The following is a 22298-nucleotide window of genomic DNA, read 5'->3' as shown; positions in this document are numbered from 1 at the left end:
GGAACAAACAGAGGCCTGATCGGACTTGCCGGATTTTGTTGCGCAAAAAGCTGCGCCCCAATGCAAACACGGGCCGCAGCCCGTGTTGTTCGATAACGCACACTCCAAGCCAGAGACGGCCAGCAAGGAGCGTCCCACAGCCATGAGTCCCCTTCCTGGGGTAAGGCGCAAAGCGCCTCAGGGGGTTAGGACAGCTTGCCGTGGCAAAGCTTGAACTTCTTGCCGCTGCCGCAGGGGCAGGGGTCGTTGCGGCCCACATGCACGCCCTCGGGCATGGCCAGAGGCTCGGCGAGCGTCACGTCGTCCTCGATGCTCATGCCTTCGGTATCCGAGGGCGAGGCATAGCTCATGTGCTCCAGGCTCTGGGCACCGCGCTCGTTCATGGCGACGGCAGCTTCGTCCATCTCTTCGCGCGAGCGGACCTGCACCGTCATCAGCACACGGGTGACTTCGGTCTTGACCTGATCGATCAGCTGGCGGAACAGCTCGAATGCCTCGCGCTTGTATTCCTGCTTGGGCTGCTTCTGGGCATAGCCGCGCAGGTGAATGCCCTGGCGCAGATAGTCCAGCGCGGCCAGATGGTCGCGCCAGTTGGTGTCGAAGCTCTGCAGCAGCACGGCACGCTGGAACTGCGTGAAGTTCTCCTGACCGATCAGAGCCACCTTGGCATCGAACAGATCGTGGGCCGCCTTGACGACCTTTTCCAGAATCTCTTCGTCGGTGATGGATTCCGAACCCGCCACGTCCTGCTGCAATGGCAGGTCGATCTGCCATTCGCTGGCCAGCGCCTTTTCCAGGCCGGGCACGTCCCACTGCTCTTCCATGGACTCGGCCGGCACATACTGGCGCACCAGGTCGGTGATCACGTCCTCGCGCATGGCGGCCAGCATGCCGTTCAGATCGGTCGAATCCAGAATGTCGTTGCGCTGCTGGTAGATCACCTTGCGCTGGTCGTTCGCCACATCGTCATATTCGAGCAGCTGCTTGCGCATGTCGAAGTTGCGGGCTTCCACCTTGCGCTGTGCAGACTCGATGGAGCGGGTCACGATGCCAGCCTCGATGGCTTCGCCTTCGGGCATCTTCAGGCGGTCCATGATGGCCTTGACACGGTCGCCCGCGAAGATGCGCATCAGCTGGTCGTCCAGACTCAGATAGAAGCGCGAGGAACCGGGATCGCCCTGACGGCCCGAACGGCCGCGCAGCTGGTTGTCGATACGGCGCGACTCGTGACGCTCGGTGGCGATGATGCGCAGACCGCCCAGGGCCACGATCTTGTCGTGGGCCACTTGCCAGTCGGCACGCAGTTGCTCGATCTGCTGATTGCGCTCTGCCTCGCTCAGCGCCTCGTTGCTCTCGATGGCCTTGAGCTGCTTGTCGATATTGCCGCCCAGCACGATGTCGGTACCACGGCCGGCCATATTGGTGGCGATGGTGATCATGCCTTCACTGCCCGCCTGGGCAATGATGTCGGCCTCGCGCTCATGCTGCTTGGCGTTGAGCACCTGATGGGGCAGCTTCTCGCGGGTCAGCAGCTGGTCGATGATTTCGGAGTTCTCGATCGAGGTCGTGCCGACCAGCACGGGCTGGCCGCGCTCGTAGCACTCGCGGATATCCTTGATCGCTGCATCGTACTTTTCCTTGGTGGTCTTGTAGACGCGATCGAGCTGATCCTGGCGCTTGCTGGGCTTGTTGGGCGGCACGACCACGGTCTCCAGGCCATAGATTTCCTGGAATTCGTAGGCTTCGGTGTCGGCCGTCCCGGTCATGCCCGACAGCTTCTTGTACAGACGGAAGTAGTTCTGGAAGGTGATCGAGGCCATGGTCTGGTTCTCGGCCTGAATGGCCACACCTTCCTTGGCTTCCACAGCCTGATGCAGGCCATCGCTCCAGCGGCGGCCTGCCATCAGGCGGCCGGTGAACTCGTCCACGATCACGATTTCGTCGTTCTGCACCACATAGTGCTGATCGCGGAAGTACAGCTGGTTGGCACGCAGCGCGGCGTACAGATGGTGCACCAGAGAGATATTGGAGGGATCGTAGAGCGACGAGCCTTCGGTGATCAGGCCGGCATGGCTCAGCAGGCGCTCGGCCGCTTCATAGCCCTGGTCGGTCAGATAGACCTGATGGGATTTTTCATCGACCGTAAAGTCGCCGGGCTTGGTCACGCCTTCGCCCGTGCGGGGATCGGCTTCGCCTTCCTGACGCACCAGATTCGGCACGATCTGATTCATGGCCACATACATGGCCGTGTGATCCTCGGCCGGGCCGGAGATGATCAGCGGAGTACGCGCCTCGTCGATCAGAATCGAGTCCACCTCGTCGACGATGGCGTAGTTCAGCACGCGCTGCACACGGTCGCCGGGCTCATACACCATGTTGTCACGCAGGTAGTCGAAGCCGTACTCGTTGTTCGTACCGTAGGTGATGTCGGAGTTGTAGGCCTGCTGCTTTTGCTCGCGCGACAGATTGGGCAGGTTGATGCCCACCGACAGACCGAGGAAGTTATAGAGGCGAGCCATGGTCATGGCATCGCGGTTGGCCAGGTAATCGTTGACGGTCACCACATGCACGCCCTCTCCCGACAGGGCATTGAGGTACACGGGCAGCGTCGCGGTCAGCGTCTTGCCTTCACCGGTGCGCATTTCGGCAATCTTGCCGTCATGCAGCGCCATGGCGCCCAGCATCTGCACGTCAAAGTGACGCATCTTCATGACGCGCTTGGAGCCTTCGCGCACCACGGCAAAGGCTTCGGGCAACAGCTCGTCCAGCGCCTCGCCCTTGGCAACGCGATCCTTGAACTCCTGCGTCTTGGCGCGCAATGCCTCATCGCTGAGCTTTTCGTACTCAGGCTCCATCGCATTGATGCGAGCGACTGTCTTACGGTATTGCTTGAGCAACCGGTCATTGCGGCTGCCGAACAGTTTGGTGAGGAAATTGGTGGCCATGCGTGCGAAGGCACATCGCTTTTTTGCCGGTTGCGCAAAGCAATGTGTCCAGAATTCCTTGATTGTTGGTCTTCAGATGGGGCCGTCCCCGGGGCCGTCAAGAGCCACACCCAAAATAGGTGAAAAACCTCCTGGCGCCTCCAAAACAGGAACAGGACCAAAAAAATCATTCTAACCGCGCAGGCCTGTCCTGGTTTTGCGCTACTTCAGAGTAGCTACGGGAATGCATTGCTGGCGCAAACGGCCCGCACTGCCGCATGCATTGCCGACTGCGCTAAGCTTGGGCTTCGCCCAGCCAAACCGCCGCCACCCGCATGACCATTGTTCGCCGTCATCACGCCGTTACCGCCATCCATGCCATGGAGTCGTCTCCCCCATTGGCGCGCCTGGCAGCGCTGACGCAGGATTCCAGCAACCGGCTCAAGGCGGTCATGCCGCTGGTGCCGCCCATGCTGCGCGCCAGCCTGCAGGCAGGACCCATTGAGGAAGACGGCTGGTGCCTGATTGTGAAAAATAATGCGGCGGCGGCCAAAGTGCGCCAACTGCTGCCCGCCATGGCCGCCCATCTGCGCACCAAAGGCTGGGCCGTCACCAGCATACGCATCAAAGTTCAGGCCTGATAAGGCTTTTTAGGCACTGAAAAACAAAAAAGGCCTCCGAAGAGACCTATTTGTTTGGTGCCGGTTGTCGGATTCGAACTGACGACCTACCGCTTACAAGGCGGGTGCTCTACCAACTGAGCTAAACCGGCGAAGACTGAATTCTAACGTAGAAAAACAGCCCCAAAAGAAGAAACCCGAATTTTCTTGGCTTGCCCTCGGGCCTCCGATTCCAGGACTTCTCTGCGCTTATTTCACACGCTTGAGCGCCGGACGGCCACCTGCAGGCGGAGGCGTACGAGGAGCATCCTCTTCGCCGGAAGCCTCTGCTTCGGCCTTGACGGGAACCAGCTGCACCACACGCTCGGCCGAGGATTCTTCATCCGACTCCATATCGGGCTCGCTATCGTCCATCAATGGCACATCGCCATCCTCGGAGACTTCGTCCTCCTCGGACGGGAAGGCCATGCCCTGGCCGGTCTCGCGGGCATAGATGGCCATGACGTTTGCCACGGGCACCATGATTTCCCGGGACTGGCCGCCAAAGCGTGCCTTGAATTCCACGTACTCGTTGCCGATCAGCAGGCCGCTGGTCGCGTCGTAGCTGATGTTGAGCACGATCTGGCCGTCGCGTACAAACTCCATGGGCACCTGGGTGCTGCGATCCACACGCACGGCGATATGCGGCGTCAAGCCATTGTCGGTACACCATTCAAACAAAGCCCGCAGCAGATACGGACGGGTTGAAGTCGTTTCAGGGGCTGTCATCTCGTTTCCTGACGAATCAAATCCAGAAGATTGCAAAGACAAAAAAGCGGGCAGATGAAGGAAATCCCTTCAGCATGCCCGCTCTGCGCTCATGTGCAATTACTTGCGCATGACCTTTTCGGAAGGCGTCAGCGCTTCAATGTAAGCCGGACGCGAGAAGATGCGCTCGGCATACTTGAGCAAAGGAGCGGCATTCTTGGACAGCTCGATGCCGTAGTAGTCCAGGCGCCACAGCAGCGGAGCAATGGCCACGTCCAGCATGGAGAAGTTCTCGCCCATGATGTACTTGTTCTTCAGGAAGATGGGCGCCATCTGGGTCAGGCGATCGCGGATATGGGCACGGGCCTTTTCCAGAGCCTTTTCATTGCCCTTGACGTTGCGCTCTTCGAGTGCGCTCACGTGCACGAACAGTTCCTTTTCGAAGTTCAGCAGGAACAGGCGCACACGGGCCCGATCCACGGGGTCGCCAGGCATCAGCTGGGGATGGGGAAAGCGCTCATCGATGTACTCGTTGATGATGTTGGACTCGTACAGGATCAGGTCGCGCTCGACCAGGATTGGCACTTGACCATAGGGGTTCATCACGGCGATCTCTTCGGGCTTGCTGAACAAGTCCACATCGCGGATCTCGAAATCCATGCCTTTTTCAAACAGCACAAAGCGGCAGCGGTGTGAGAAGGGGCAAGTCGTTCCCGAATAAAGCACCATCATGGTGGAGACTCCTAAAAATCAAAAAGAGTGGGTTGCCCACGGCACCCCACTCTGCACTAACACGGTTTGGCTGCAGACAACTGCTGCACGGCGGCAAAGCTTATTTCACGTCTTTCCAGAACGCGGCATTCAGGCGCCAAGCGATAAAGATGAAGATACCCAGGAAAATCAAAACGCCCACCCCTATACGGGTTCGGGTGTTCTGAGCCGGCTCCCCCATCCATTGCAGGTAATTCACCAGATCGCCAACTGCCTGATCGTACTGCACTGCGCTCATCTTGCCAGGAGACACCTGCTCCCAACCCTTGAAGACCTGGGTCTTAGTTCCGTGGTCGTCATGCTCTTCGAAGATGGCGCGACGCTCGCCCTGCAGCTCCCACAGCGCATGCGGCATGCCTACGCTGGGAAAGGAGAGATTATTCCAGCCTGTGGCCTTGGTGTCATCCCTGTAGAAAGTACGCAAGAAGGTATACAGGTAATCGGCACCCGAGCCGCCCGAGCCGGCGCGTGAGCGCGCAATCACCGTCAGATCGGGAGGATTGGCACCGAACCACTCCTTGGCCTCCTTGGGATTGATGGCGGCCTTCATGGTCTCACCCACCTTGTCGGTGGAAAACAGCAGATTGTCCTTGATGTCCTGCTCGGTCAGACCGATGTCCTTCAAGCGGTTGAAACGCATGAAGGCAGCGGAGTGGCAGCTCAGGCAGTAGTTGACAAAGATCTTGGCACCATTTTGCAGGGATGCCGTATTGCTGGTGTTGACCGGCGCCTTGTCCCAGTGGATGCCGCCTTCGGAGGCTTGCGCAGCACCGGCGATACCCAGGGCCGCAACCAGGGTCAGAATCAGTTTCTTCATTCTTGTTCTCTCCTGCTTCAGTGAGGCTTGAAGGTCACACGCTCGGGCACGGGCTTGGTCTCGCCCAAGCGACTCCACCAGGGCATGAGCAGGAAGAAGCCGAAGTAGAACAGCGTGCCGACCTGAGACACCTTCTCGCCAATCGGCGACGGAGGCTGCACACCCAGATAGGCGAGGACGACGAAATTCACCACAAACACGGCATACACATACTTGTGCCAGCTGGGACGATAGCGGATCGACTTGACCGGGCTGCAATCGAGCCAGGGCAGGGCAAACAGGATGATGACCGCACCGCCCATGACGACCACACCCCAGAACTTGGCGTCGATGGACAGCATCATGGCGATGGCACCCAGGGCCACGATGGCGACGGCGCCCTTGGCAAAACCGGGCAGGCGCGACTTGAGAATGCCGTAGCCGGCACCCAGCACCACGCAGGCGATCAGCACATACATCATCTCGCCGGTGATGGCACGCAGCATCGAGTAAAACGGCGTGAAATACCAGACGGGCGCAATGTGATTGGGCGTCTGCAGAGGATCGGCGGGGATGAAGTTGTTGTACTCCAGGAAGTAGCCGCCGAACTCGGGCGCAAAGAACACCACGGCCGAGAACAGGAACAGGAACACCGTCACGCCAAAGATGTCATGCACCGTGTAGTAGGGGTGGAAGGGAATGCCATCCAGAGGGTGGCCCTTTTCATCCTTGGGTGCATTCGGGCCCTTGATCTCGATACCGTCGGGATTGTTGGAGCCCACATCGTGCAGCGCCAGCAAGTGCGCCACGACCAGACCCAGCAGCACCAGGGGCACGGCAATCACGTGGAAGCTGAAGAAGCGGTTCAGCGTCGCATCGCCCACCACAAAGTCGCCACGGATCAGCAAGGCCAGATCGGGGCCGACAAAGGGGATGGCGGAGAACAGGTTCACGATCACCTGGGCGCCCCAGTACGACATCTGCCCCCAGGGCAGCAGATAGCCCATGAAGGCTTCGGCCATCAGCACCAGGAAGATGGCGCAACCGAAGATCCAGACCAGTTCGCGCGGCTTGCGGTAAGAACCGTACAGAAGACCGCGAAACATATGCAGATAGACCACGACAAAGAACGCCGAGGCGCCCGTGGAGTGCATATAGCGGATCAGCCAGCCCCAGGGCACATCACGCATGATGTATTCCACCGAAGCAAACGCCTTTTCGGCGTCGGGCTTGTAGTGCATCACCAGGAAGATGCCGGTGACGATCTGGATCACCAGCACCAGCAGCGCCAGCGAGCCGAAGATGTACCAGAAGTTGAAGTTCTTGGGCGCGTAGTACTCCGACATATGGACGCGGTATGCATCGAATGCCGTCGGAAACCGGTTCTCCAGCCAGTTCATGGCCTTCGCTCCGGTCGTGGAGTTCGGGTCGATTTGCTTGAATTCGTGGGCCATTGTTCTTGTCTCCCTCAGGCTGCCTTGGTGTCTTCACCAATCAGCAGCTTGGTGTCGGACAGATACATATGTGGCGGCACCTGCAGGTTGTCCGGCGCTGGCTTGTTCTTGAACACCCGGCCGGCCATGTCGAAGGTGGAACCATGGCAGGGGCACAGGAACCCCCCCTTCCAGTCTGCGGGCAGCGAAGGCTGAGGCCCCGCGACGAACTTGTCGGAGGGAGAGCAGCCCAGGTGGGTGCAGATGCCCACGACCACGAGGATTTCAGGCTTGATGGAGCGCGCTTCATTTTGCGCATAGGGCGGCGTGAACTCTTCGGGATGACGCACCGATTTCGGGTCCGCCAGTTCGCCATCGAGGCCAGGCAAGTCCTTGAGCTGCTCGGGTGTGCGCTTGATGATCCACACCGGCTTGCCACGCCACTCGACGGTGAGCTTCTCACCATCCTTGAGACTGGAGATATCCACCTCTACCGCAGCACCTGCTGCCTTGGCTTTTTCAGAAGGCTGGAAGGAGCTCACAAAAGGGACGGCCGTTGCCACACCGCCCACGGCACCAGCACATGCTGACGTGATGATCCACGTGCGCTTGCTGGAGTCGACTGGAGAGTCACTCATGGATTTCCTCGAAGTACATCGCTTGATTTGGGGTCAGCTGCAAATTCTAGCGGCGGGGTTATGGTTATTCCAGCCCCAGTCCGACGTTGACAACCGCCAAAGTCACGCAATACTGCGCTATCTCAAACTCTTAGTGACTGGAACTGCTTATGGGCATGATGCAAGAATTCCGTGAGTTCGCAATCAAGGGAAACGTCATGGATCTTGCCGTCGGCGTGATCATCGGCGGCGCGTTCGGGAAAATCGTTGATTCCGTGGTCAACGACCTGATCATGCCTCTGGTGGGTCTGTTCTTCGGCAAGCTGGATTTCTCCAATCTGTTCGTCGTTCTGGGCACCATGCCCGAGGGAGTTCCACGCACCCTGGATGCGCTGAAAAAAGCCGGCATTCCTGTATTTGCCTACGGCAACTTCATCACCGTTGCCGTGAACTTCGTGATTCTGGCCTTCATCATTTTCATGATGGTCAAGCAGATCAACCGCCTCAAGCGCGAGGCACCTGCGGCACCGGAGCAAGCACCCGCTACGCCTGAAGACATTCAGCTGCTGCGCGAGATCCGCGACAGCCTCAATCGCAAGGCCTGAGATCCTTCAGGTCCGATGACTGCAAGCCTGCCGGCCCCGGCAGGCTTTTTTCATGGGGCGCTGCCGTGCATGCATGCGGACGGAAATCGCACCGAACCGCCGCTGAGGACGCGTCAGATCGCCAGACTGCGTGCCATGTGTACGGCTTCGAGCAGGCTGGCCTCGTCGGCCACGCCCTGACCTGCAATGTCAAAGGCCGTGCCATGGTCGGGACTGGTGCGTACCAGCGGCAAACCGAGGGTCACGTTGACGCCTTTTTCCACACCCAAATATTTGACTGGGATCAACCCTTGGTCGTGGTACATCGCCAACACCACATCGAATTCACCCGGGTGGGCTGGCGTATTTCGCGCCCGCATGAAGACCGTGTCCGGCGCAAACGGCCCCTGCACATCCATGCCTTCGGCCTGCGCTGCGGCGATCGCCGGGGCAATGATCTCGATTTCCTCACGCCCGAAGATGCCGCCCTCGCCCGCATGCGGATTGAGCCCGGCCACGGCCATGCGCGGCGCGCGTCCCAGGTTCCTGCCCAGCGCCTGATGCGTGATGCGCAAGGTCTGCAGGATCTGCGGCCCGGTCATGGCCTCGATGGCCTCGCGCAGCGACACATGGATGCTGACCAGCACGGTGCGCAACTCGTCATTGGCCAGCATCATGCGCACCGGCATCTGCTCGAGCGAAACGCCCGCATGGGCGGCCGCCTCGGCCTGCAGAAGTTCCGTGTGCCCGGGGAAAGTCACGCCTGCCAGATGCAGCGCCTCCTTGTGCAAGGGCGCCGTGACCAGGGCGGCAATCTCGCCACGCAAAGCCGCTTGGGCGGCCCAGACCACGCATTGCGCCGCGGCCTGCCCGGCCGCTGCGCAAATCTGGCCATAGGGCTGAGGCCCCGCCAGCCCCGGCAAGTTCAGCAGCGCGACGGCACCTTCCGGCACAGACCAGGCTTCGCCCGGCTCATCGATCACCACCACCGGCTGGGCGATGGCCTGATCGCCGTCGGCAGCACGGGCGGCCAGCGCCGTGGCGCGGCGCAAAGTCTGCAACTCGCCCACCACAAAGCAGCCGCGCATGGCCTGCGGTGCAGCCCGGAAGGCCTTGGCGATGATTTCAGGCCCTATGCCTGCGCAGTCGCCCTGGGTGATGGCGATGGTTTGGGTTGAAGCAATGACGGACATAGGCATCAGGGTCGCCGCAAGCTCCTCTGCTATCAAGTGCTTGCAGCCATCAAAAGTGAGAGACGAAGGTCCGGAACCGGATCAGGCCGGGTTGTCGATATCGATGAAGAGGTGCTCCAGCCCGCACTCCTGGGCCACATGGGCGGCCACGGCCGGCGCGCCGTAGCGCTCGGTGGCATGATGGCCGGCAGCGATAAAGCTCACCCCCATCTCTCGCGCCAGATGCATCTGGGGCTCGGAGATCTCGCCGGTGATATAGGCATCGGCGCCGGCGGCAATCGCGGACTCGAAAAAGCCCTGCGCCCCTCCGGTGCACCAGGCCAGCTTGCGGATCGGCTTGTGCTCCTGCAAACCGGCCAGCGTCACCTTGCGCCCCAGCACGCTTTGCACATGCTCGGCCAGAGCGGCGGCATCGGCAAAGTCCACATCCGCCAGCCAGCCCAGATTCTGTTCGCCGAAGGCCGCCTGACCCTGCACGCCCAGCCGCGCACCGAGTTGCGCGTTGTTGCCCAGTTCGGCATGGGCATCCAGCGGCAGGTGATAGGCAAACAGATTGATGTCATACGCCAGCAGCAGGCGGATGCGCTCCTTGAGCCAGCCCGTGATGCGCCCATCCATGCCGCGCCAGAACAGGCCGTGATGCACGAAGATGGCGTCGGCTCGGGCCTCGATCGCAGCTTCGATCAGGGCGCGACTGGCCGTCACACCGCTGACGATGCGACCAATCTCGCTCCTGCCTTCGACCTGCAGGCCGTTGGGTCCGTAGTCCTTGAAACGTTCGGGCTGCAGCAAGGCATCGAATGCCTGCAGCATGTCTTGGCGGGTAGTCATCATGAGCATGATTGTCGCACCCTGCCTGTTTCAAAGTAAGGAGCACTTATCGCATTTTTAACAAGGATTTCAACATTAAAAATATCTGAAGATATTGATAAACATGCGATAGAAGCTATGCTTTTTAAGTGAACAGACTTCGGTACTGATCACGCAGCAGGTTTTTCTGCACCTTGCCCATGGTGTTGCGCGGCAGCTCTGGGACGACAAAGCAGCGCTTGGGAATCTTGAAGTTGGCGAGCTGCGCTTTCAGCTGCGCGACGATCGCATCGCTGCCGGGCGAATGACCCGGCCTGGCGACAACCACCGCCACGCCCACCTCGCCGAAATCCGGGTGCGGCACACCGACCAGAGCGCTCTCGGCCACGCCGGGCATCTCGTTGATGAAGCCTTCGATCTCCGCCGGGTAGACGTTGTAGCCACCGCTGATGATCAAATCCTTGCTGCGGCCCACGATGGTGATATAGCCGCGCTCATCGAGCTTGCCGACGTCGCCGGTCCTGAACCAGCCGTCGGCCGTGAACTCCTGTGCCGTCTTTTCTGGCATGCGCCAATAGCCTTTGAAGACATTGGGTCCCTGGACCTCTATGGCGCCGACCTCGCCCGTGGGCAGCGGCTGGCCGTTGTCGCCCGCCACGCGCACGCCCACACCGGGCAGCGCAAAGCCCACGGTGCCGCCGCGGCGCTCGTCCTGGCCGCCGTGGCGCGCATCGGGCTCGTAAGGATTGGAGGCAAGCATGATGGTCTCGCTCATGCCATAGCGCTCCAGGATGGTGTGGCCGGTGCGCTGGCGCCACTCGCCAAAGGTTTCGATCAGCAGCGGCGCGGAGCCGGAGATGAACAGCCGCATCCGGCTGGCCGCCTCCCTGGTCAGGGTCGGCTCGGCCAGCATCCGCACATACAGCGTCGGCACGCCCATGAACACGGTGGCGCGCGACATGGCGGCGATCACGGCCCTGGCGTCGAATTTCGCCATCCAGATGATCTTGCTGCCATTGATCAGCGCGCCGTGGATGGCGACGAACAGCCCGTGCGCATGGAAGATAGGCAAGGCGTGGATCAGCACGTCGCCGCCCTGCTCGCGCGTGCGCCAGCCCCAGTACTGCTTGAGCATGAGTGCGTTCGAGAGCAGATTGCCATGCGAGAGCACCGCCCCCTTGCTGCGGCCCGTGGTGCCGCTGGTGTAGAGAATGGCGGCCAGATCATCGGCCTGGCACGGCGCCGGCGCATGCACGTCGTCGAAGCGCAGCGCCTGCTCCAGCAGGCTGCCGTCCTGCGCTTCGCCCAGCGTGAAGACATGCTGCGTGCCGCAGGCTGCAGCCACCTTTGCCACCCAGTGCGCATTGCCGGGCGTGCACACCACCACGGCGGGCTCTGCATTGCCGATGAAATATTCGATCTCGGCGCTCTGGTAGGCGGTGTTGAGCGGCAAGAACACATGGCCCGCACGCAAGGTGGCCAGGTACAGCATCAGCGCCTCGACCGACTTTTCCACCTGCACCGCAATACGGCTTGCGGCGGGCAGATCGAGCGAAGCCAGCAGATTCGCCATGCGCGCACTCATGCGGTCCAGGTCGCGCCAGGTGTAGACAAGCGGCTCGCCTGCGGATGCCAGGGGCGATACGGCCTCGATGGCGACCTCATCCAGATCGGCCGGAAAGGCGGCACGCAGTGCGGTGAACATATTGTGGTGGGACATACGAAGAACTCTCTTGGGTGGATACCGGTTCATTGCCCTGCCATGGCACGCTCGGCAATGGTTTTTTGCTTCTTGCCATCGGCCTGGGCCCAGGCCTCGAACTCCTGGGGCGATGCCGAGGGGTAGGCCACGACGCCCTGCTTTTCAAGCTTGGCCTTCACTTCCGGGTCGCTCAAGGCCTGGCGGCTGGCCTCGAACAGCCTTTGCGTGATCTGCCCGGGCAGCTTGGCCGGCCCGTACAGACCGAACCAGAGCGTGAAGTCCGCCCCATCGATGCCGGACTCCTGCATGGCCGGCAGATCGGGAAATAGCTGCGAGCGCTGGGCCGTCGTCACGGCCATGATGCGCAGCTTGCCGCCAGCGGCCATCGGCATCACCGAAGGCGGCGTCCCGAAAGTCATATCCACATCGCCCGCACCCACGGCCTGAATCGACGGAGCGCCGCCCTTGAACGGCACATGCAGCATATCGATGCCGGCGGCATGCGCAAACGAGGCCCCCGCCAGATGCGTGACCACGCCGGTGCCGGACGAGGAATACGTCAGCTTGCCGGGATGCCTGCGGGCCTGCTCGATCAGACCCGCCACGGTTTTTTCGGGAAAGTCCTTTTTCACCGCCAGCAGCATGGGCGAGTCGCTCCAGCGCATGATGGGCGTGAAGCTCCGGACACCGTCGTAGCGCGCACTCTTGTAGAGAATCTGGTCCGTGCCATAGAGATTGGCGGAACCCAGCAGCAAGGTATAGCCGTCCGCAGGCGCGCGTGCCACCAGGTCCGACGCAATCGTCGTGCCTGCTCCGGGGCGGTTGTCCACCAGCACCGCCTGGTTCAACACCCGCCCCAGCTTTTCGCTGACGATGCGCGCCACCGCGTCGGCGCCGCCGCCAGGCGGAAAGCCCACCATCAGCGTGATGGGGCGCGACGGGTAGGCGTCCGCCAGTGCCAAGGCGCTGGCGCTCAGCAGGCAGGCCGATACCAATGCTTTCTTGAACATGCTTGTCTCCTTGATGGAAGGTGGGGCTGTTTTTCTTCGGCGCCAGTGCGGCGCTAGCGGCCTTTGAAAACCGGTACGCGCTTCTCGCGCCAGGCCAGACCGCCTTCACGCAGATCCACGGACTCGATCGAGCGCTGCACGTCGCGCGCAATCGCCTCGCGGTCTTGACGGCCGCAGGCAATCAGGTTCAGGTGTTTCTTCATGCCGGACAGGGGCAAGGGCGCCATCGCCGCCAGCGTCCCGGCCAGATTCGCCACGGTCTCGTCGAGCTCCGTTTGCGCCACCAGATGCGTCAAAAAGCCGCAGGCCTTCATCTGCTCGGCATCCAGGCGCTCGCAGGTCAGAAACAGGCGCTTGGCGGTATCGAGCCCCAGACGGCTGACATAGCGCTCCAGCCCCGAGGCGTAGAAATGCAGGCCCAGCCTTGCTGCGGGCATGAACATGTCCGCCGCCATCGAGCCCACGCGAAAGTCGCAAGCCAGCGCCAGATCGGTCGCGCCGCCATACACGCCGCCCTGGATGGCGACTATGGTCACCGCACGGCACTGCTCCACCGCATCCACCATCTCGCCGAAGCTGCTGCCTTCGCTCTGGCTGTTTTCGATTTGTGATATATCGTAGCCACTGCAGAAATGCTTGCCTTCGCTACGCAATACCAGCACCCGCACATCCTCCCTCTGATTGACGCATGCTATGCATTCAATGAGCACCGGCAAATCATCGGGCGCCAGACGGTTCGCCACCGTGGGGCGCTGGAGCGTGATGGTTGCAACACGGTCTTGGACATGCAGTCTTGGATTCATGCGTATCAGAAATATAAATAGATATATCTAATATTGAACAATGAACCCCAAACATCCACCAACGGCAGAAACCCTAGACGCGCTCAGCATGCAGGACCGCATCCGGCTGGCACTGGAGCAAGACCTGCGCAGCGGCGCATTGCGACCGGGTGCCGGCATCGACGAACAGGCACTGTGCGAGCGCTTCCAGGCTTCACGCACGCCGGTCCGCGAGGCCTTGCTGCTGCTGTCCGCCAAGGGGATGGTGAGCATTCTTCCACGCGTGGGCATCTACGTGCGCCACCTCGATCCCCGCGAGCTGATAGCGATGATGGAAGGGCTCGCCGAGCTGGAAGGCGTGCTGGCGCGCCTTGCGGCCCGGCGCATCAACGCCGAGCAGAGAACGCTGCTGCAAGCCGCTCTGGCGCAGACCGCTGCATATGCCCAGAAAGCCGATTCCATTGGCTACGAACAGGCGAATGCCAGACTGCATGATTTGATATATCAGTCTAGCGGAAACACCTTTATCGTCGAACAGACCCGCGAGGCCAGACTCAGGGTCGCGCCGTATCGCAGCAAGATGTTTGAAAAGCCGGAGCGCCTGCTGCACTCCCAGGCGGAGCATGAAACCGTGGTGGCCGCCATTCTGGCGGGCCACAGTGAAGTCGCTGCCGAGGCCATGCGCAACCATATATCGGCGGGCGGCAGCGCTTTTGCCGACATGGTGCTGAGCACCGTGTCCGCGCCCGTCATGCAGCCGCGCCGTCGCAAACGCGCGAGCAGCGAAAAAAAAGGCAGCCACTGCTGACTGCCTTTTTTCATCCGCCTGTGCAGGCTCACCCCTTGCGCGGCTGCCAGCCCTTGCAGGCCAGCGGCCAGAAGCCCATGGCCATGCCCAGCACGCCCATGGCCGCCACATAGTGGGCAGGAGCCATCACGTCCACCTGCTGCCACACGGACACCAGCATGGGAGTCAGGCCGCCGAACACGGCATAGGCCATGTTGTAGGAGAAGGACAGACCGGTAAAGCGCACTTCGGGCGGGAAGGCCCGCACGCCCACCACGGGCAGCAGCGAGATGGAGCCCACGAAGAAGCCCACGGTCGCATAGTTGCAGATCAGGGACGCCTCGTTGCCCGGCAGGTTCAGGTAGAACAGATAGGCCGTGGCCGTCATGCCGCCCCAGCCGACGAGCATGGTCAGCTTGGTGCCGATCCTGTCGGACAGCCAGCCCCAGAACACGCAGCCTATGGTCAGCGTCACGGTCGCCACGGCATTGGCCTTCAGGGCCATGGCAGGCTCGATGTGGAACACCTTCTGCAGATAGGCCGGCGTGAACAGAATCACCACCACAATCGCCGTGGACAGCACCCAGGTCATCAGCGCCACGACAACGCAGGCTTCGCGGTGGTCGCGCAAGATGGTCTTGATCGGCAGTTCGCGGTCAGCGGCCTTGCGGGCCTGCAGCTCCTGGAAGATGGGGGTCTCGTGCAGGAACTTGCGCAGATACACCGACACCAGACCGAAGACACCGCCCAGGATGAAGGGCAGGCGCCAGGCCCAGTCGTGGATCTCGCCCTGGCTGTAGGTGCTGTTGAGCCAGACCCCGATGATGGAGCCCAGGAAAATGCCGCCGGTAATGCCGGAAGTCAGTGCGCCGATGGCGAAGCCGTAGCGCTTTTCGGGCGCATGCTCGGCCACGAACACCCAGGCACCAGGCATTTCACCGCCGATGGCAGCACCTTGCATCACGCGCATCAGCAGCAGCAGGATGGGAGCGGCAAGGCCTATGGTTTCATAGGTCGGCAGCAGGCCGATGACCAGCGTGGGCACGGCCATCAGGAACACCGACAGCGTGAACATTTTCTTGCGGCCCAGGATGTCGCCGAAGTGGGCAATCAAGATGCCGCCGATGGGTCGTGCCAGGTAGCCGGCCGCGAAAATGCCCAGCGTCTGCAGCTGGCGCATCCACTCGGGCAGCGAAGCCGGAAAGAACAGGCTGCCGATCACATTGGCAAAAAAGACGAACACCACAAAGTCATAAAACTCCAGCGTTCCGCCCAGGGCCGATAAGCCCAGGGTCTTGTAGTCCTCCCGGTTCAGGAGGCGATTCTTCGCAGCAGCCGGCGCTTTGGCCGATGCAGCGTGGTCAAGCGTAGTCATGGTGTTTCCCAGATCGAACAACAGGACAGCGCGGATAAGGCCGCTGATCACGGGTCAACGTGCAGTGGCATACCGATTGCAGCGGGCTTCAGATGCAAAGCCACACCAGGCCGAATATGAGCACCTTGTGGGCAGTCACGGCGGCGTAAGCGCAGTCGAAAAAACATTCTAGGGTTTTCACTCATGGCTTCTGGCCGTGCAAAACTTTAGATGCCTGCAGTCCTATAGCCATCGCTCCTGCAATCTGCAAAGCTTTGCGTTATGCAATTGCGCGCAAGCAAATGTTCGCTTCGACGCCCGGTGCAGCCATGCTTCACAATGTGGGCTTGTTCTCCTTACTACCTATACGCATTACATGAAACGCACCTGGTTGCTGTTTTCGCAGGTCGTCACCGTGCTGGTGGCTATCTATTTTGTAGTGGCTACCCTACAGCCCACTTGGCTTCAGCGCGGAAACATTCGCAGCAATGCCGGGGTTTCGCTGCTGCAGGCCCCCACTGCCCCGGCGGGTGAAGTCGCCCCGGGCAGCTTTGCGCCAGCCGCACGCAAGGCCTCGCCCGCCGTGGTCAGCATCAACACGAGCAAGGCGGTCCGCCACCCACGCGCCAACGATCCCTGGTTCCAGTTCTTCTTTGGCGATCAGGGCCCGCAGGAGCAATCTGGTTTGGGTAGCGGCGTCATCATCAGTCAAGATGGCTACATCCTCACCAACAACCATGTGGTGGAAGGCGCCGACGATATCGAGGTCACGCTGACCGACAGCCGGCAGGCCAAGGCCAAGGTCATCGGCACGGACCCCGAGACCGATCTGGCCATTCTCAAGGTCGAGCTCGACAAGCTGCCCGTCATCGTGCTGGGCAACTCCGACCAGGTCGCCGTGGGCGACCGCGTGCTGGCCATCGGCAACCCCTTCGGTGTGGGGCAGACCGTGACCAGCGGCATCGTCAGCGCTCTGGGCCGCAGCCAGCTGGGCATCAACACCTTCGAGAACTTCATCCAGACCGATGCCGCCATCAACCCTGGCAACTCCGGCGGTGCCCTGGTGGATGCCAACGGCAATCTGCTGGGCATCAACACGGCCATCTACTCGCGCTCGGGCGGCAGCATGGGCATCGGTTTCGCGATTCCCGTCTCCACGGCCAAGATGGTGCTGGACGGCATCGTCAAGGACGGCAAGGTCACACGGGGCTGGATCGGCGTGGAGCCCAATGAACTCTCGCCCGAGCTGGCCGAGACCTTTGGCGTCAAGGCCGATGCCGGCGTCATCATCACCGGCGTGCTGCAGGCCGGCCCCGCCGCCCAGGCCGGCATGCGTCCTGGCGATGTGATCGTCAAGGTGGGCGAGACCGCGACCCGCAATGTCTCCGAGCTGCTGACGGCCGTGGCCTCGCTCAAGCCCGGCGAAGCCGCCAAGTTCGATGTGCGCCGCGGCGACAGCGAAGTGGTGCTGAACATCACTCCGGGCGCCCGCCCTGCAGCCAGCACCCTGCAGCAGCAGAGCCGCCCCCGCCGTTGACGGACGCTACCGCCAACCACACCAGCCAGCGCCCGTCGCTGGCTTTTTTCATGCTGCGGCCGGTTGCAGGCTGCAGCGCGCCATCACAGATCATCAGGAATACGGCTCAAACGCTTGCAGGTAAAGCGCTGACAGCTATCAAAACAAAAGCCCTTGAATCACTTCAAGGGCTTTGCCAGGAGTCGGAGACGAAGATCAGTGGCCGTCCGTGGATTTCTCCACTTCCGTGCCCGTACCGTCCTCGGCATCGGGCGCACGCGATACCCTGCTGAACCAGCCGGCCCCCAGAATGCCGATCTCGTAGAGCAGGCACATGGGCAAGGCCAGGGCCAGCTGGGAGATCACATCGGGCGGCGTGATGACGGCAGCAATCACGAAGGCCAGCACCACGAAATAGCCGCGGAAGGCCTTGAGCTTCTCGATCTCCACCAGACCAAAGCGCACCAGCAGCATTACCACGATGGGCACCTGAAAGGCCGCCGCAAACGCGATGTAGAGCGAGAGGATCGCTTCCACATACGAGGCGATGTCGGGCGTGGCCGCCACGCTGGCCGGCGTGAAGTGCTGGATGAACTTGAACATATTGCCCAGCACAAAGAACTGTACGAAGGCAATGCCGGCATAAGCCAGCAGGCTGCCGAACATGATCAGCGGCAGGGCGAACTTCTTCTCGTGGCTGTACAGACCCGGCGCAACAAAGGCCCAGATCTGGTACATGATCCAGGGCAGCGCCAGCAGCACGGCCACCATCATCAACACCTTGAGCGGCACGAAGAAGGGCGAGAAAACGCCCACCGCAATCAGCTTGGCGCCGGGCGGCATGTGCTCCTTGATGGGCAGGGCGATGAAGTCGATCAGGCCGTCGGGGCCCGGCCAGAACATCAGCAGCCCGACGCCGATCAAAACGCCATACAGGCTGTAGAGCAGGCGATCACGCAGCTCCATCAGGTGCTGGACAAACGGCTGCTCCGTACCGGCGAGTTCGTCTTCTTTAGAGGGTTCGGACATGGTGCAAAACCGCGTCGGAGCCCGATCGGCTCCACACGCTTGAGAAACAACAACGCCCGTGAATCACGGGCAAAGAGCGACATGCGGGCAGCCAAGCCGGCCCCCTGGGGTCGGCCATGGCCGACCTTGCGGCCGGCAGGCTGCTGAGCTGCATGTTCAATGGAACTTCTTGGGGCGAAAGCGCGCCACGCGTGCCGCACCCGACTGGACCTTGCTACGTACCCCGGCACGGGCCTTGTACCACTGAGGCACGGCACCGCGCTTGACGCGCCAGTTCTTGCGCGGATGGCGGTAGCTGGGCACCACGCTGCTGTGCGTATCCAGACCGGTGTAGCCACCTTCTGCGTCATAGGAGCCGAAGGACGAAGCCGAAGTCATGTTCGAGTCGTCGCGCAGGTCCTTGGTCGCATCGCTCCAGTCCTTTTCAAGATCAGAGGCCTGATTGCGCATGCTGGACTCCACGTCCCGCGCGGCGGTCTCGACCGAGTCCTTCATCTTGCGCAGCTCATCGAGCTCCATGGAACGGTTGACCTCGGCCTTGACGTCGGACACATAGCGCTGTGCCCTGCCAAGCAAGGTGCCCACCATGCGGGCCACGCGCGGCAGCTTCTCGGGACCGATGACCACCAGGGCCACGGCACCGATCAGCGCCATTTTGGACAGGCCAATATCAAACATCTAAATGTCAGTCCTGCCGCGATCAGCTCTTTTGCTTGGCTTCCACGTCGATGGTGGCCTTTTCGGCGGCCTGCTGGTTGGCCACTTGGCCGGTCGCAGCGTTGGCGTCGGCGTCAGTCGCGCCGTCCTTCATGCCGTCCTTGAAGCCCTTGACGGCGCCGCCCAGGTCGGAGCCGATGTTCTTGAGCTTCTTGGTGCCGAACACCAGAACCACGATGAGCAGCACGATCGCCCAGTGCCAGATAGAAAACGAGCCCATGAGAATCTCCTAGAAATTGCAAACCATTTTAGACGGGGCTTGTGACAGATACGAATCAATCACCCAAAAAGCCTGCAGCGCACAGCTCTATCGCCGCGTGCAGGCCCGCTGCGCCGCCTGATCAGCCCTTGAGCCAGGGGCGCGGACCGCCCATGACATGCAGGTGCAGATGGTGCACTTCCTGGCCGCCTTCGCTGCCGGTGTTGACCACGATGCGGAAACCGCCATCGGGATAAGGGTTGCAGCCCTGCTCCAGCGCCAGTTGGGGAGCCAGCGCCATCATGCGGCCCAGCAGGGGCGCATCCCCGGCGCCAACCTGGGCCATGGAGCGGATGTGCATCTTGGGAATCAGCAGAAAGTGCACGGGCGCACCGGGGTGGATGTCATGGAAGGCGAACAGCTCCTCGTCTTCATAGACCTTGCGCGAAGGAATCTCCCCCTTGGCGATGCGGCAGAAAATGCAATTGGCGTCGTAATCGTGGTCGTGCATGGTCTCTGGTATCTCTACGGTTCAGTACTCCGGACGCCCTGCCCTACCCATGGCCCGGGAAGCCAGAAAGCAGGCAATGGCGTGCCCCCTGCGGAGGCTATCCCCTATTCTCGTTGAATCGCAGCGTCTGCTTGACGCCAAGGTGCGCGCGGTTGAGCTGCAGCCATTGCTGGCCGCGCTCGCGCCCCAGCTCGAACAGCTTGCGCACCATGCCCATGTCTGCGCGCACCTTGCTAGAGGCGCCAAAGGGTTTGAGCACCGAGCCGCCGTCGATGCGGTGCATCAGCACATGCTTGTAGCGCTCCGGGTCCAGACGCTTTTGCTCCAGCAGCTTGACCACGAACTCGATGGCCCGCAGCTCGGCCAGCAAGCTGGCGTTGAAGGTGATCTCGTTCATGCGGTCCATGATCTCGCGGGCCGTATCGGGCGAGACATCGGACTCCTTGGGATTGATCTGCACCAGCAGGATGTCGCGGCTCCGGGTCTCGTAGATCAGCGGATACAGGGCCGGATTGCCCGAGAACCCGCCATCCCAGTAGCACTCTCCGTCAATCTCCACCGCCTTGAACAGCTGCGGCAGGCAAGCCGAGGCCATGATGGCGTCTGCCGTCACCTGCTCGCCCTTGAAGATCTTGCCGCCGCCCGTGCGCACGTTGGTGGCGCAGATGAAGAGCTTGGGCACCACGCCAGGATGAGCGGGATGGGCCAGCGTCTCGAAATCCACCACCCGTGTGAGCAGCTGCCGCAGCGGGTTGATATTGAGCGGATTGGTCTGATAGGGCGACAGAAACTGGTTGAGCACCCCCATGAACTGCTTGCTACCCGGCAGCGGTGCAGCCCAGAACATCTTGCCCACACTGCCCATGGTGCCCACGCCCTCCCACAGCTCGCGCAGAGACTGGCGCGCCAGCTGACGCCCGAGGTAACGGGCATCGTCCAGATTCTTTTCCTGCGCAGCCGCCTGCGCGAAGCCATGGGCCAGCGCCACGGCATTCATGGCACCGGCACTGGTGCCGCTGATGCCTTCAAAGATCAGGCCGTCATCGTCGAGCAATGCATCCAGCACGCCCCAGGTCAGCGCGCCATGCGATCCCCCGCCCTGCAGGGCCAGGTTGAGGGTGTGGGAAGTCTCTGCAGCCATGGCACGATCCTGTGAAGGTTGAGGAACCAGGTAAGGGGCTTGGAACTGTCGCTGCGAACGCACAGCGGACATATCCAGCGAATCTGCGCAATTTCCGCAGCTTATCCAGCACCGCGAGCATTGCACAGGCCCGGCACCCGTGTCAGCCTGCCTGCCCGAATCTGTTGCAGTGCAGCAAAACCGCTTGCCAAAACAAAAAAGCCCCAGCCGTAAAGCGGGGGCTTCGATGTCGGGCAAAACCGGCTCAGGAGCGGATCGCGCGATTCTTGTTCATGGCGATCATGCCGCTGACGATGCGGTACAGGAACCAGATGGAGATCAGCACCCAGGCAGGGTTGAAGATCAGGAGGCCCAGCAGGAAGAACGGGAAGGTCACCGCATAGAGCACGATGGCCCAGAGCACGCTGCGCAGACGCCAGGAAAAATGGCTCTCCTGCCAGGTGCCGCGCGCATCGTCGCGCTTGACCAGATCGATGACAACCGCAATCAGCAACAGCAGCACGCTGACCTGCGCGCCCGGCAGCACCGCGGCCACGGCCACGATCAGGTGGAGCAGATAGCTGACCCAGCCCCAGGCCTTCAGGCCCTCAACCTCGGCAGAGCCGCCGGGGCCTACATCGATGATGTCGCGATCGTCATTCATTCGTGCTTCCTTGTTACTTGGCCGCCCCTTCCTGAGCAGCGCGTTCCTGGGCCTTGCGCAGGGCTTTTTCCTCCAGACCGCTGGTGCCCTCGCGGCGCTCCAGCTCGGCCACCACCTCTGCAGGTGTCAGGCCGTAGTGCGACAGCGCAATCATGGAGTGAAACCACAGATCAGCCACTTCATAGAGGATCTTGCCCTTGTCCGCGCCATGATCGACATCCTTGGCGGCCATCACGACTTCGGTGGCCTCTTCGCCGATCTTCTTCAGAAAGGCGTCGGGCCCCTTGTGCAGCAGGCGCGCGACATAGCTTTTTTCGGGGTCACCACCATTGGCGACCTTGCGGCTTTCGATCACGGCGGCCAGACGGGCCAGTGCGCCCTCGACCGACGCGGTGTTTTGTTCAGACATGAC

The 22298-nt window shown here is 61.5% G+C and carries 24 protein-coding genes and 1 tRNA gene; 5 read left to right on the top strand and 20 right to left on the bottom strand.

The window, feature by feature from the left end; all coding sequences use genetic code 11:
• Positions 1-185 precede the first annotated feature (185 nt).
• Positions 186-2945 carry a preprotein translocase subunit SecA gene (gene secA, locus FSY59_RS06140; RefSeq protein ID WP_003058559.1) on the bottom strand — a complete coding sequence of 920 codons (2760 nt, stop codon included), beginning with the start codon at positions 2943-2945 and terminating at the stop codon, positions 186-188.
• A 314-nt stretch (positions 2946-3259) separates the two neighbouring features.
• Here secA and FSY59_RS06135 point away from each other — a divergent pair, with 314 nt between their 5' ends.
• Positions 3260-3565, top strand: a complete 306-nt coding sequence (locus FSY59_RS06135; protein ID WP_003058561.1) for a hypothetical protein — start codon at positions 3260-3262, stop codon at positions 3563-3565.
• A 55-nt stretch (positions 3566-3620) separates the two neighbouring features.
• Here FSY59_RS06135 and FSY59_RS06130 read toward each other — a convergent pair.
• From FSY59_RS06130 to petA, 6 genes are all read right to left on the bottom strand, one after another.
• Positions 3621-3696: transfer RNA gene (locus tag FSY59_RS06130), tRNA-Thr, on the bottom strand.
• Positions 3697-3793: 97 nt separating this feature from the next.
• A complete protein-coding gene (locus tag FSY59_RS06125) occupies positions 3794-4312 on the bottom strand; it encodes a ClpXP protease specificity-enhancing factor (RefSeq protein ID WP_148728669.1) in 519 nt (172 codons plus the stop codon).
• Positions 4313-4411: 99 nt separating this feature from the next.
• The gene (locus FSY59_RS06120) at positions 4412-5023 is read right to left on the bottom strand and encodes a glutathione S-transferase N-terminal domain-containing protein (RefSeq protein ID WP_003058564.1); all 612 of its coding nucleotides are present in this window, start codon (positions 5021-5023) and stop codon (positions 4412-4414) included.
• A gap of 100 nt (positions 5024-5123) precedes the next feature.
• Positions 5124-5879 (bottom strand): cytochrome c1, encoded by a 756-nt coding sequence (locus FSY59_RS06115; RefSeq protein ID WP_148728668.1) that lies wholly within the window; start codon positions 5877-5879, stop codon positions 5124-5126.
• Between the two features lie 17 nt (positions 5880-5896).
• On the bottom strand, positions 5897-7312 hold the full coding sequence (locus tag FSY59_RS06110) for a cytochrome bc complex cytochrome b subunit (RefSeq protein WP_003058568.1): 1416 nt from the start codon (positions 7310-7312) through the stop codon (positions 5897-5899).
• Between the two features lie 14 nt (positions 7313-7326).
• The gene (gene petA / locus FSY59_RS06105) at positions 7327-7929 is read right to left on the bottom strand and encodes a ubiquinol-cytochrome c reductase iron-sulfur subunit (protein ID WP_003058571.1); all 603 of its coding nucleotides are present in this window, start codon (positions 7927-7929) and stop codon (positions 7327-7329) included.
• On the opposite strand from petA, the gene FSY59_RS27345 reads away from it, so the two are divergent.
• On the top strand, positions 7928-8104 hold the full coding sequence (locus FSY59_RS27345; RefSeq protein ID WP_155496306.1) for a hypothetical protein: 177 nt from the start codon (positions 7928-7930) through the stop codon (positions 8102-8104). The genes petA and FSY59_RS27345 overlap by 2 nt on opposite strands.
• Entirely contained in the window at positions 8079-8513 is a 435-nt protein-coding gene (gene mscL, locus FSY59_RS06100; RefSeq protein WP_003058572.1) for a large conductance mechanosensitive channel protein MscL, read from the top strand. The genes FSY59_RS27345 and mscL overlap by 26 nt, the downstream gene beginning before the upstream one ends.
• 113 nt (positions 8514-8626) lie before the next feature.
• Here the strand turns inward: mscL and pdxA are convergent, their stop codons facing one another.
• From pdxA to FSY59_RS06075, 5 genes are all read right to left on the bottom strand, one after another.
• The gene (gene pdxA, locus FSY59_RS06095; RefSeq protein WP_003058574.1) at positions 8627-9685 is read right to left on the bottom strand and encodes a 4-hydroxythreonine-4-phosphate dehydrogenase PdxA; all 1059 of its coding nucleotides are present in this window, start codon (positions 9683-9685) and stop codon (positions 8627-8629) included.
• Between the two features lie 81 nt (positions 9686-9766).
• Complete coding sequence (locus FSY59_RS06090; RefSeq protein WP_003058576.1) at positions 9767-10525, bottom strand: Nif3-like dinuclear metal center hexameric protein; 759 nt, start codon at positions 10523-10525, stop codon at positions 9767-9769.
• A 115-nt stretch (positions 10526-10640) separates the two neighbouring features.
• On the bottom strand, positions 10641-12215 hold the full coding sequence (locus FSY59_RS06085) for a malonyl-CoA synthase (protein ID WP_019043046.1): 1575 nt from the start codon (positions 12213-12215) through the stop codon (positions 10641-10643).
• A gap of 29 nt (positions 12216-12244) precedes the next feature.
• Positions 12245-13207, bottom strand: a complete 963-nt coding sequence (locus tag FSY59_RS06080; protein ID WP_003058581.1) for a tripartite tricarboxylate transporter substrate binding protein — start codon at positions 13205-13207, stop codon at positions 12245-12247.
• A 53-nt stretch (positions 13208-13260) separates the two neighbouring features.
• Positions 13261-14010: an enoyl-CoA hydratase/isomerase family protein gene (locus FSY59_RS06075; protein ID WP_003058583.1), complete on the bottom strand. Its 750-nt coding sequence runs from the start codon at positions 14008-14010 to the stop codon at positions 13261-13263.
• Between the two features lie 88 nt (positions 14011-14098).
• Here FSY59_RS06075 and FSY59_RS06070 point away from each other — a divergent pair, with 88 nt between their 5' ends.
• The gene (locus FSY59_RS06070; RefSeq protein WP_019043045.1) at positions 14099-14797 is read left to right on the top strand and encodes a GntR family transcriptional regulator; all 699 of its coding nucleotides are present in this window, start codon (positions 14099-14101) and stop codon (positions 14795-14797) included.
• 28 nt (positions 14798-14825) lie between these two features.
• Here the strand turns inward: FSY59_RS06070 and FSY59_RS06065 are convergent, their stop codons facing one another.
• A complete protein-coding gene (locus FSY59_RS06065) occupies positions 14826-16151 on the bottom strand; it encodes an MFS transporter (RefSeq protein ID WP_003058587.1) in 1326 nt (441 codons plus the stop codon).
• A gap of 355 nt (positions 16152-16506) precedes the next feature.
• On the opposite strand from FSY59_RS06065, the gene FSY59_RS06060 reads away from it, so the two are divergent.
• Positions 16507-17667 carry a trypsin-like peptidase domain-containing protein gene (locus tag FSY59_RS06060; protein ID WP_003058589.1) on the top strand — a complete coding sequence of 387 codons (1161 nt, stop codon included), beginning with the start codon at positions 16507-16509 and terminating at the stop codon, positions 17665-17667.
• 195 nt (positions 17668-17862) lie between these two features.
• Here FSY59_RS06060 and tatC read toward each other — a convergent pair whose 3' ends face one another.
• From tatC to FSY59_RS06025, 7 genes are all read right to left on the bottom strand, one after another.
• Positions 17863-18675 carry a twin-arginine translocase subunit TatC gene (tatC, locus tag FSY59_RS06055; protein ID WP_003058591.1) on the bottom strand — a complete coding sequence of 271 codons (813 nt, stop codon included), beginning with the start codon at positions 18673-18675 and terminating at the stop codon, positions 17863-17865.
• A gap of 156 nt (positions 18676-18831) precedes the next feature.
• Positions 18832-19353: a Sec-independent protein translocase protein TatB gene (tatB, locus tag FSY59_RS06050; RefSeq protein ID WP_003058593.1), complete on the bottom strand. Its 522-nt coding sequence runs from the start codon at positions 19351-19353 to the stop codon at positions 18832-18834.
• Between the two features lie 22 nt (positions 19354-19375).
• Positions 19376-19612, bottom strand: coding sequence for a Sec-independent protein translocase subunit TatA (gene tatA / locus FSY59_RS06045; RefSeq protein ID WP_003058595.1), 237 nt, complete (start codon positions 19610-19612; stop codon positions 19376-19378).
• A 121-nt stretch (positions 19613-19733) separates the two neighbouring features.
• The gene (locus FSY59_RS06040) at positions 19734-20102 is read right to left on the bottom strand and encodes a histidine triad nucleotide-binding protein (RefSeq protein WP_003058597.1); all 369 of its coding nucleotides are present in this window, start codon (positions 20100-20102) and stop codon (positions 19734-19736) included.
• 97 nt (positions 20103-20199) lie between these two features.
• Positions 20200-21243: a patatin-like phospholipase family protein gene (locus FSY59_RS06035; RefSeq protein ID WP_003058599.1), complete on the bottom strand. Its 1044-nt coding sequence runs from the start codon at positions 21241-21243 to the stop codon at positions 20200-20202.
• Positions 21244-21487: 244 nt separating this feature from the next.
• Entirely contained in the window at positions 21488-21886 is a 399-nt protein-coding gene (locus FSY59_RS06030; protein WP_003058601.1) for a hypothetical protein, read from the bottom strand.
• A 13-nt stretch (positions 21887-21899) separates the two neighbouring features.
• Positions 21900-22295, bottom strand: a complete 396-nt coding sequence (locus FSY59_RS06025; RefSeq protein ID WP_003058603.1) for a phosphoribosyl-ATP diphosphatase — start codon at positions 22293-22295, stop codon at positions 21900-21902.
• Positions 22296-22298 lie beyond the last annotated feature (3 nt).

Source organism: Comamonas sp. Z3 (assembly GCF_008121565.1).
Classification (GTDB): domain Bacteria; phylum Pseudomonadota; class Gammaproteobacteria; order Burkholderiales; family Burkholderiaceae_C; genus Comamonas; species Comamonas brasiliensis.
Note: the sequence above shows the minus strand (reverse complement) of the source record. Positions and strands in the feature narration are given on the sequence as shown.

Coding starts and splice junctions, on each gene's coding strand:
- FSY59_RS06065 (WP_003058587.1), bottom strand. CDS start 16,151: ATGACTACGCTTGACCACGCTGCATCGGCCAAAGCGCCGGCTGCTGCG.
- FSY59_RS06120 (WP_003058564.1), bottom strand. CDS start 5,023: ATGATGGTGCTTTATTCGGGAACGACTTGCCCCTTCTCACACCGCTGC.
- FSY59_RS06040 (WP_003058597.1), bottom strand. CDS start 20,102: ATGCACGACCACGATTACGACGCCAATTGCATTTTCTGCCGCATCGCC.
- tatB (WP_003058593.1), bottom strand. CDS start 19,353: ATGTTTGATATTGGCCTGTCCAAAATGGCGCTGATCGGTGCCGTGGCC.
- FSY59_RS06025 (WP_003058603.1), bottom strand. CDS start 22,295: ATGTCTGAACAAAACACCGCGTCGGTCGAGGGCGCACTGGCCCGTCTG.
- FSY59_RS27345 (WP_155496306.1), top strand. CDS start 7,928: ATGGATTTCCTCGAAGTACATCGCTTGATTTGGGGTCAGCTGCAAATT.
- FSY59_RS06115 (WP_148728668.1), bottom strand. CDS start 5,879: ATGAAGAAACTGATTCTGACCCTGGTTGCGGCCCTGGGTATCGCCGGT.
- FSY59_RS06030 (WP_003058601.1), bottom strand. CDS start 21,886: ATGAATGACGATCGCGACATCATCGATGTAGGCCCCGGCGGCTCTGCC.
- tatC (WP_003058591.1), bottom strand. CDS start 18,675: ATGTCCGAACCCTCTAAAGAAGACGAACTCGCCGGTACGGAGCAGCCG.
- FSY59_RS06110 (WP_003058568.1), bottom strand. CDS start 7,312: ATGGCCCACGAATTCAAGCAAATCGACCCGAACTCCACGACCGGAGCG.
- FSY59_RS06080 (WP_003058581.1), bottom strand. CDS start 13,207: ATGTTCAAGAAAGCATTGGTATCGGCCTGCCTGCTGAGCGCCAGCGCC.
- FSY59_RS06035 (WP_003058599.1), bottom strand. CDS start 21,243: ATGGCTGCAGAGACTTCCCACACCCTCAACCTGGCCCTGCAGGGCGGG.
- FSY59_RS06090 (WP_003058576.1), bottom strand. CDS start 10,525: ATGCTCATGATGACTACCCGCCAAGACATGCTGCAGGCATTCGATGCC.
- petA (WP_003058571.1), bottom strand. CDS start 7,929: ATGAGTGACTCTCCAGTCGACTCCAGCAAGCGCACGTGGATCATCACG.
- FSY59_RS06135 (WP_003058561.1), top strand. CDS start 3,260: ATGACCATTGTTCGCCGTCATCACGCCGTTACCGCCATCCATGCCATG.
- FSY59_RS06060 (WP_003058589.1), top strand. CDS start 16,507: ATGAAACGCACCTGGTTGCTGTTTTCGCAGGTCGTCACCGTGCTGGTG.
- secA (WP_003058559.1), bottom strand. CDS start 2,945: ATGGCCACCAATTTCCTCACCAAACTGTTCGGCAGCCGCAATGACCGG.
- FSY59_RS06070 (WP_019043045.1), top strand. CDS start 14,099: ATGCAGGACCGCATCCGGCTGGCACTGGAGCAAGACCTGCGCAGCGGC.
- FSY59_RS06085 (WP_019043046.1), bottom strand. CDS start 12,215: ATGTCCCACCACAATATGTTCACCGCACTGCGTGCCGCCTTTCCGGCC.
- FSY59_RS06125 (WP_148728669.1), bottom strand. CDS start 4,312: ATGACAGCCCCTGAAACGACTTCAACCCGTCCGTATCTGCTGCGGGCT.
- FSY59_RS06075 (WP_003058583.1), bottom strand. CDS start 14,010: ATGAATCCAAGACTGCATGTCCAAGACCGTGTTGCAACCATCACGCTC.
- mscL (WP_003058572.1), top strand. CDS start 8,079: ATGGGCATGATGCAAGAATTCCGTGAGTTCGCAATCAAGGGAAACGTC.
- pdxA (WP_003058574.1), bottom strand. CDS start 9,685: ATGTCCGTCATTGCTTCAACCCAAACCATCGCCATCACCCAGGGCGAC.
- tatA (WP_003058595.1), bottom strand. CDS start 19,612: ATGGGCTCGTTTTCTATCTGGCACTGGGCGATCGTGCTGCTCATCGTG.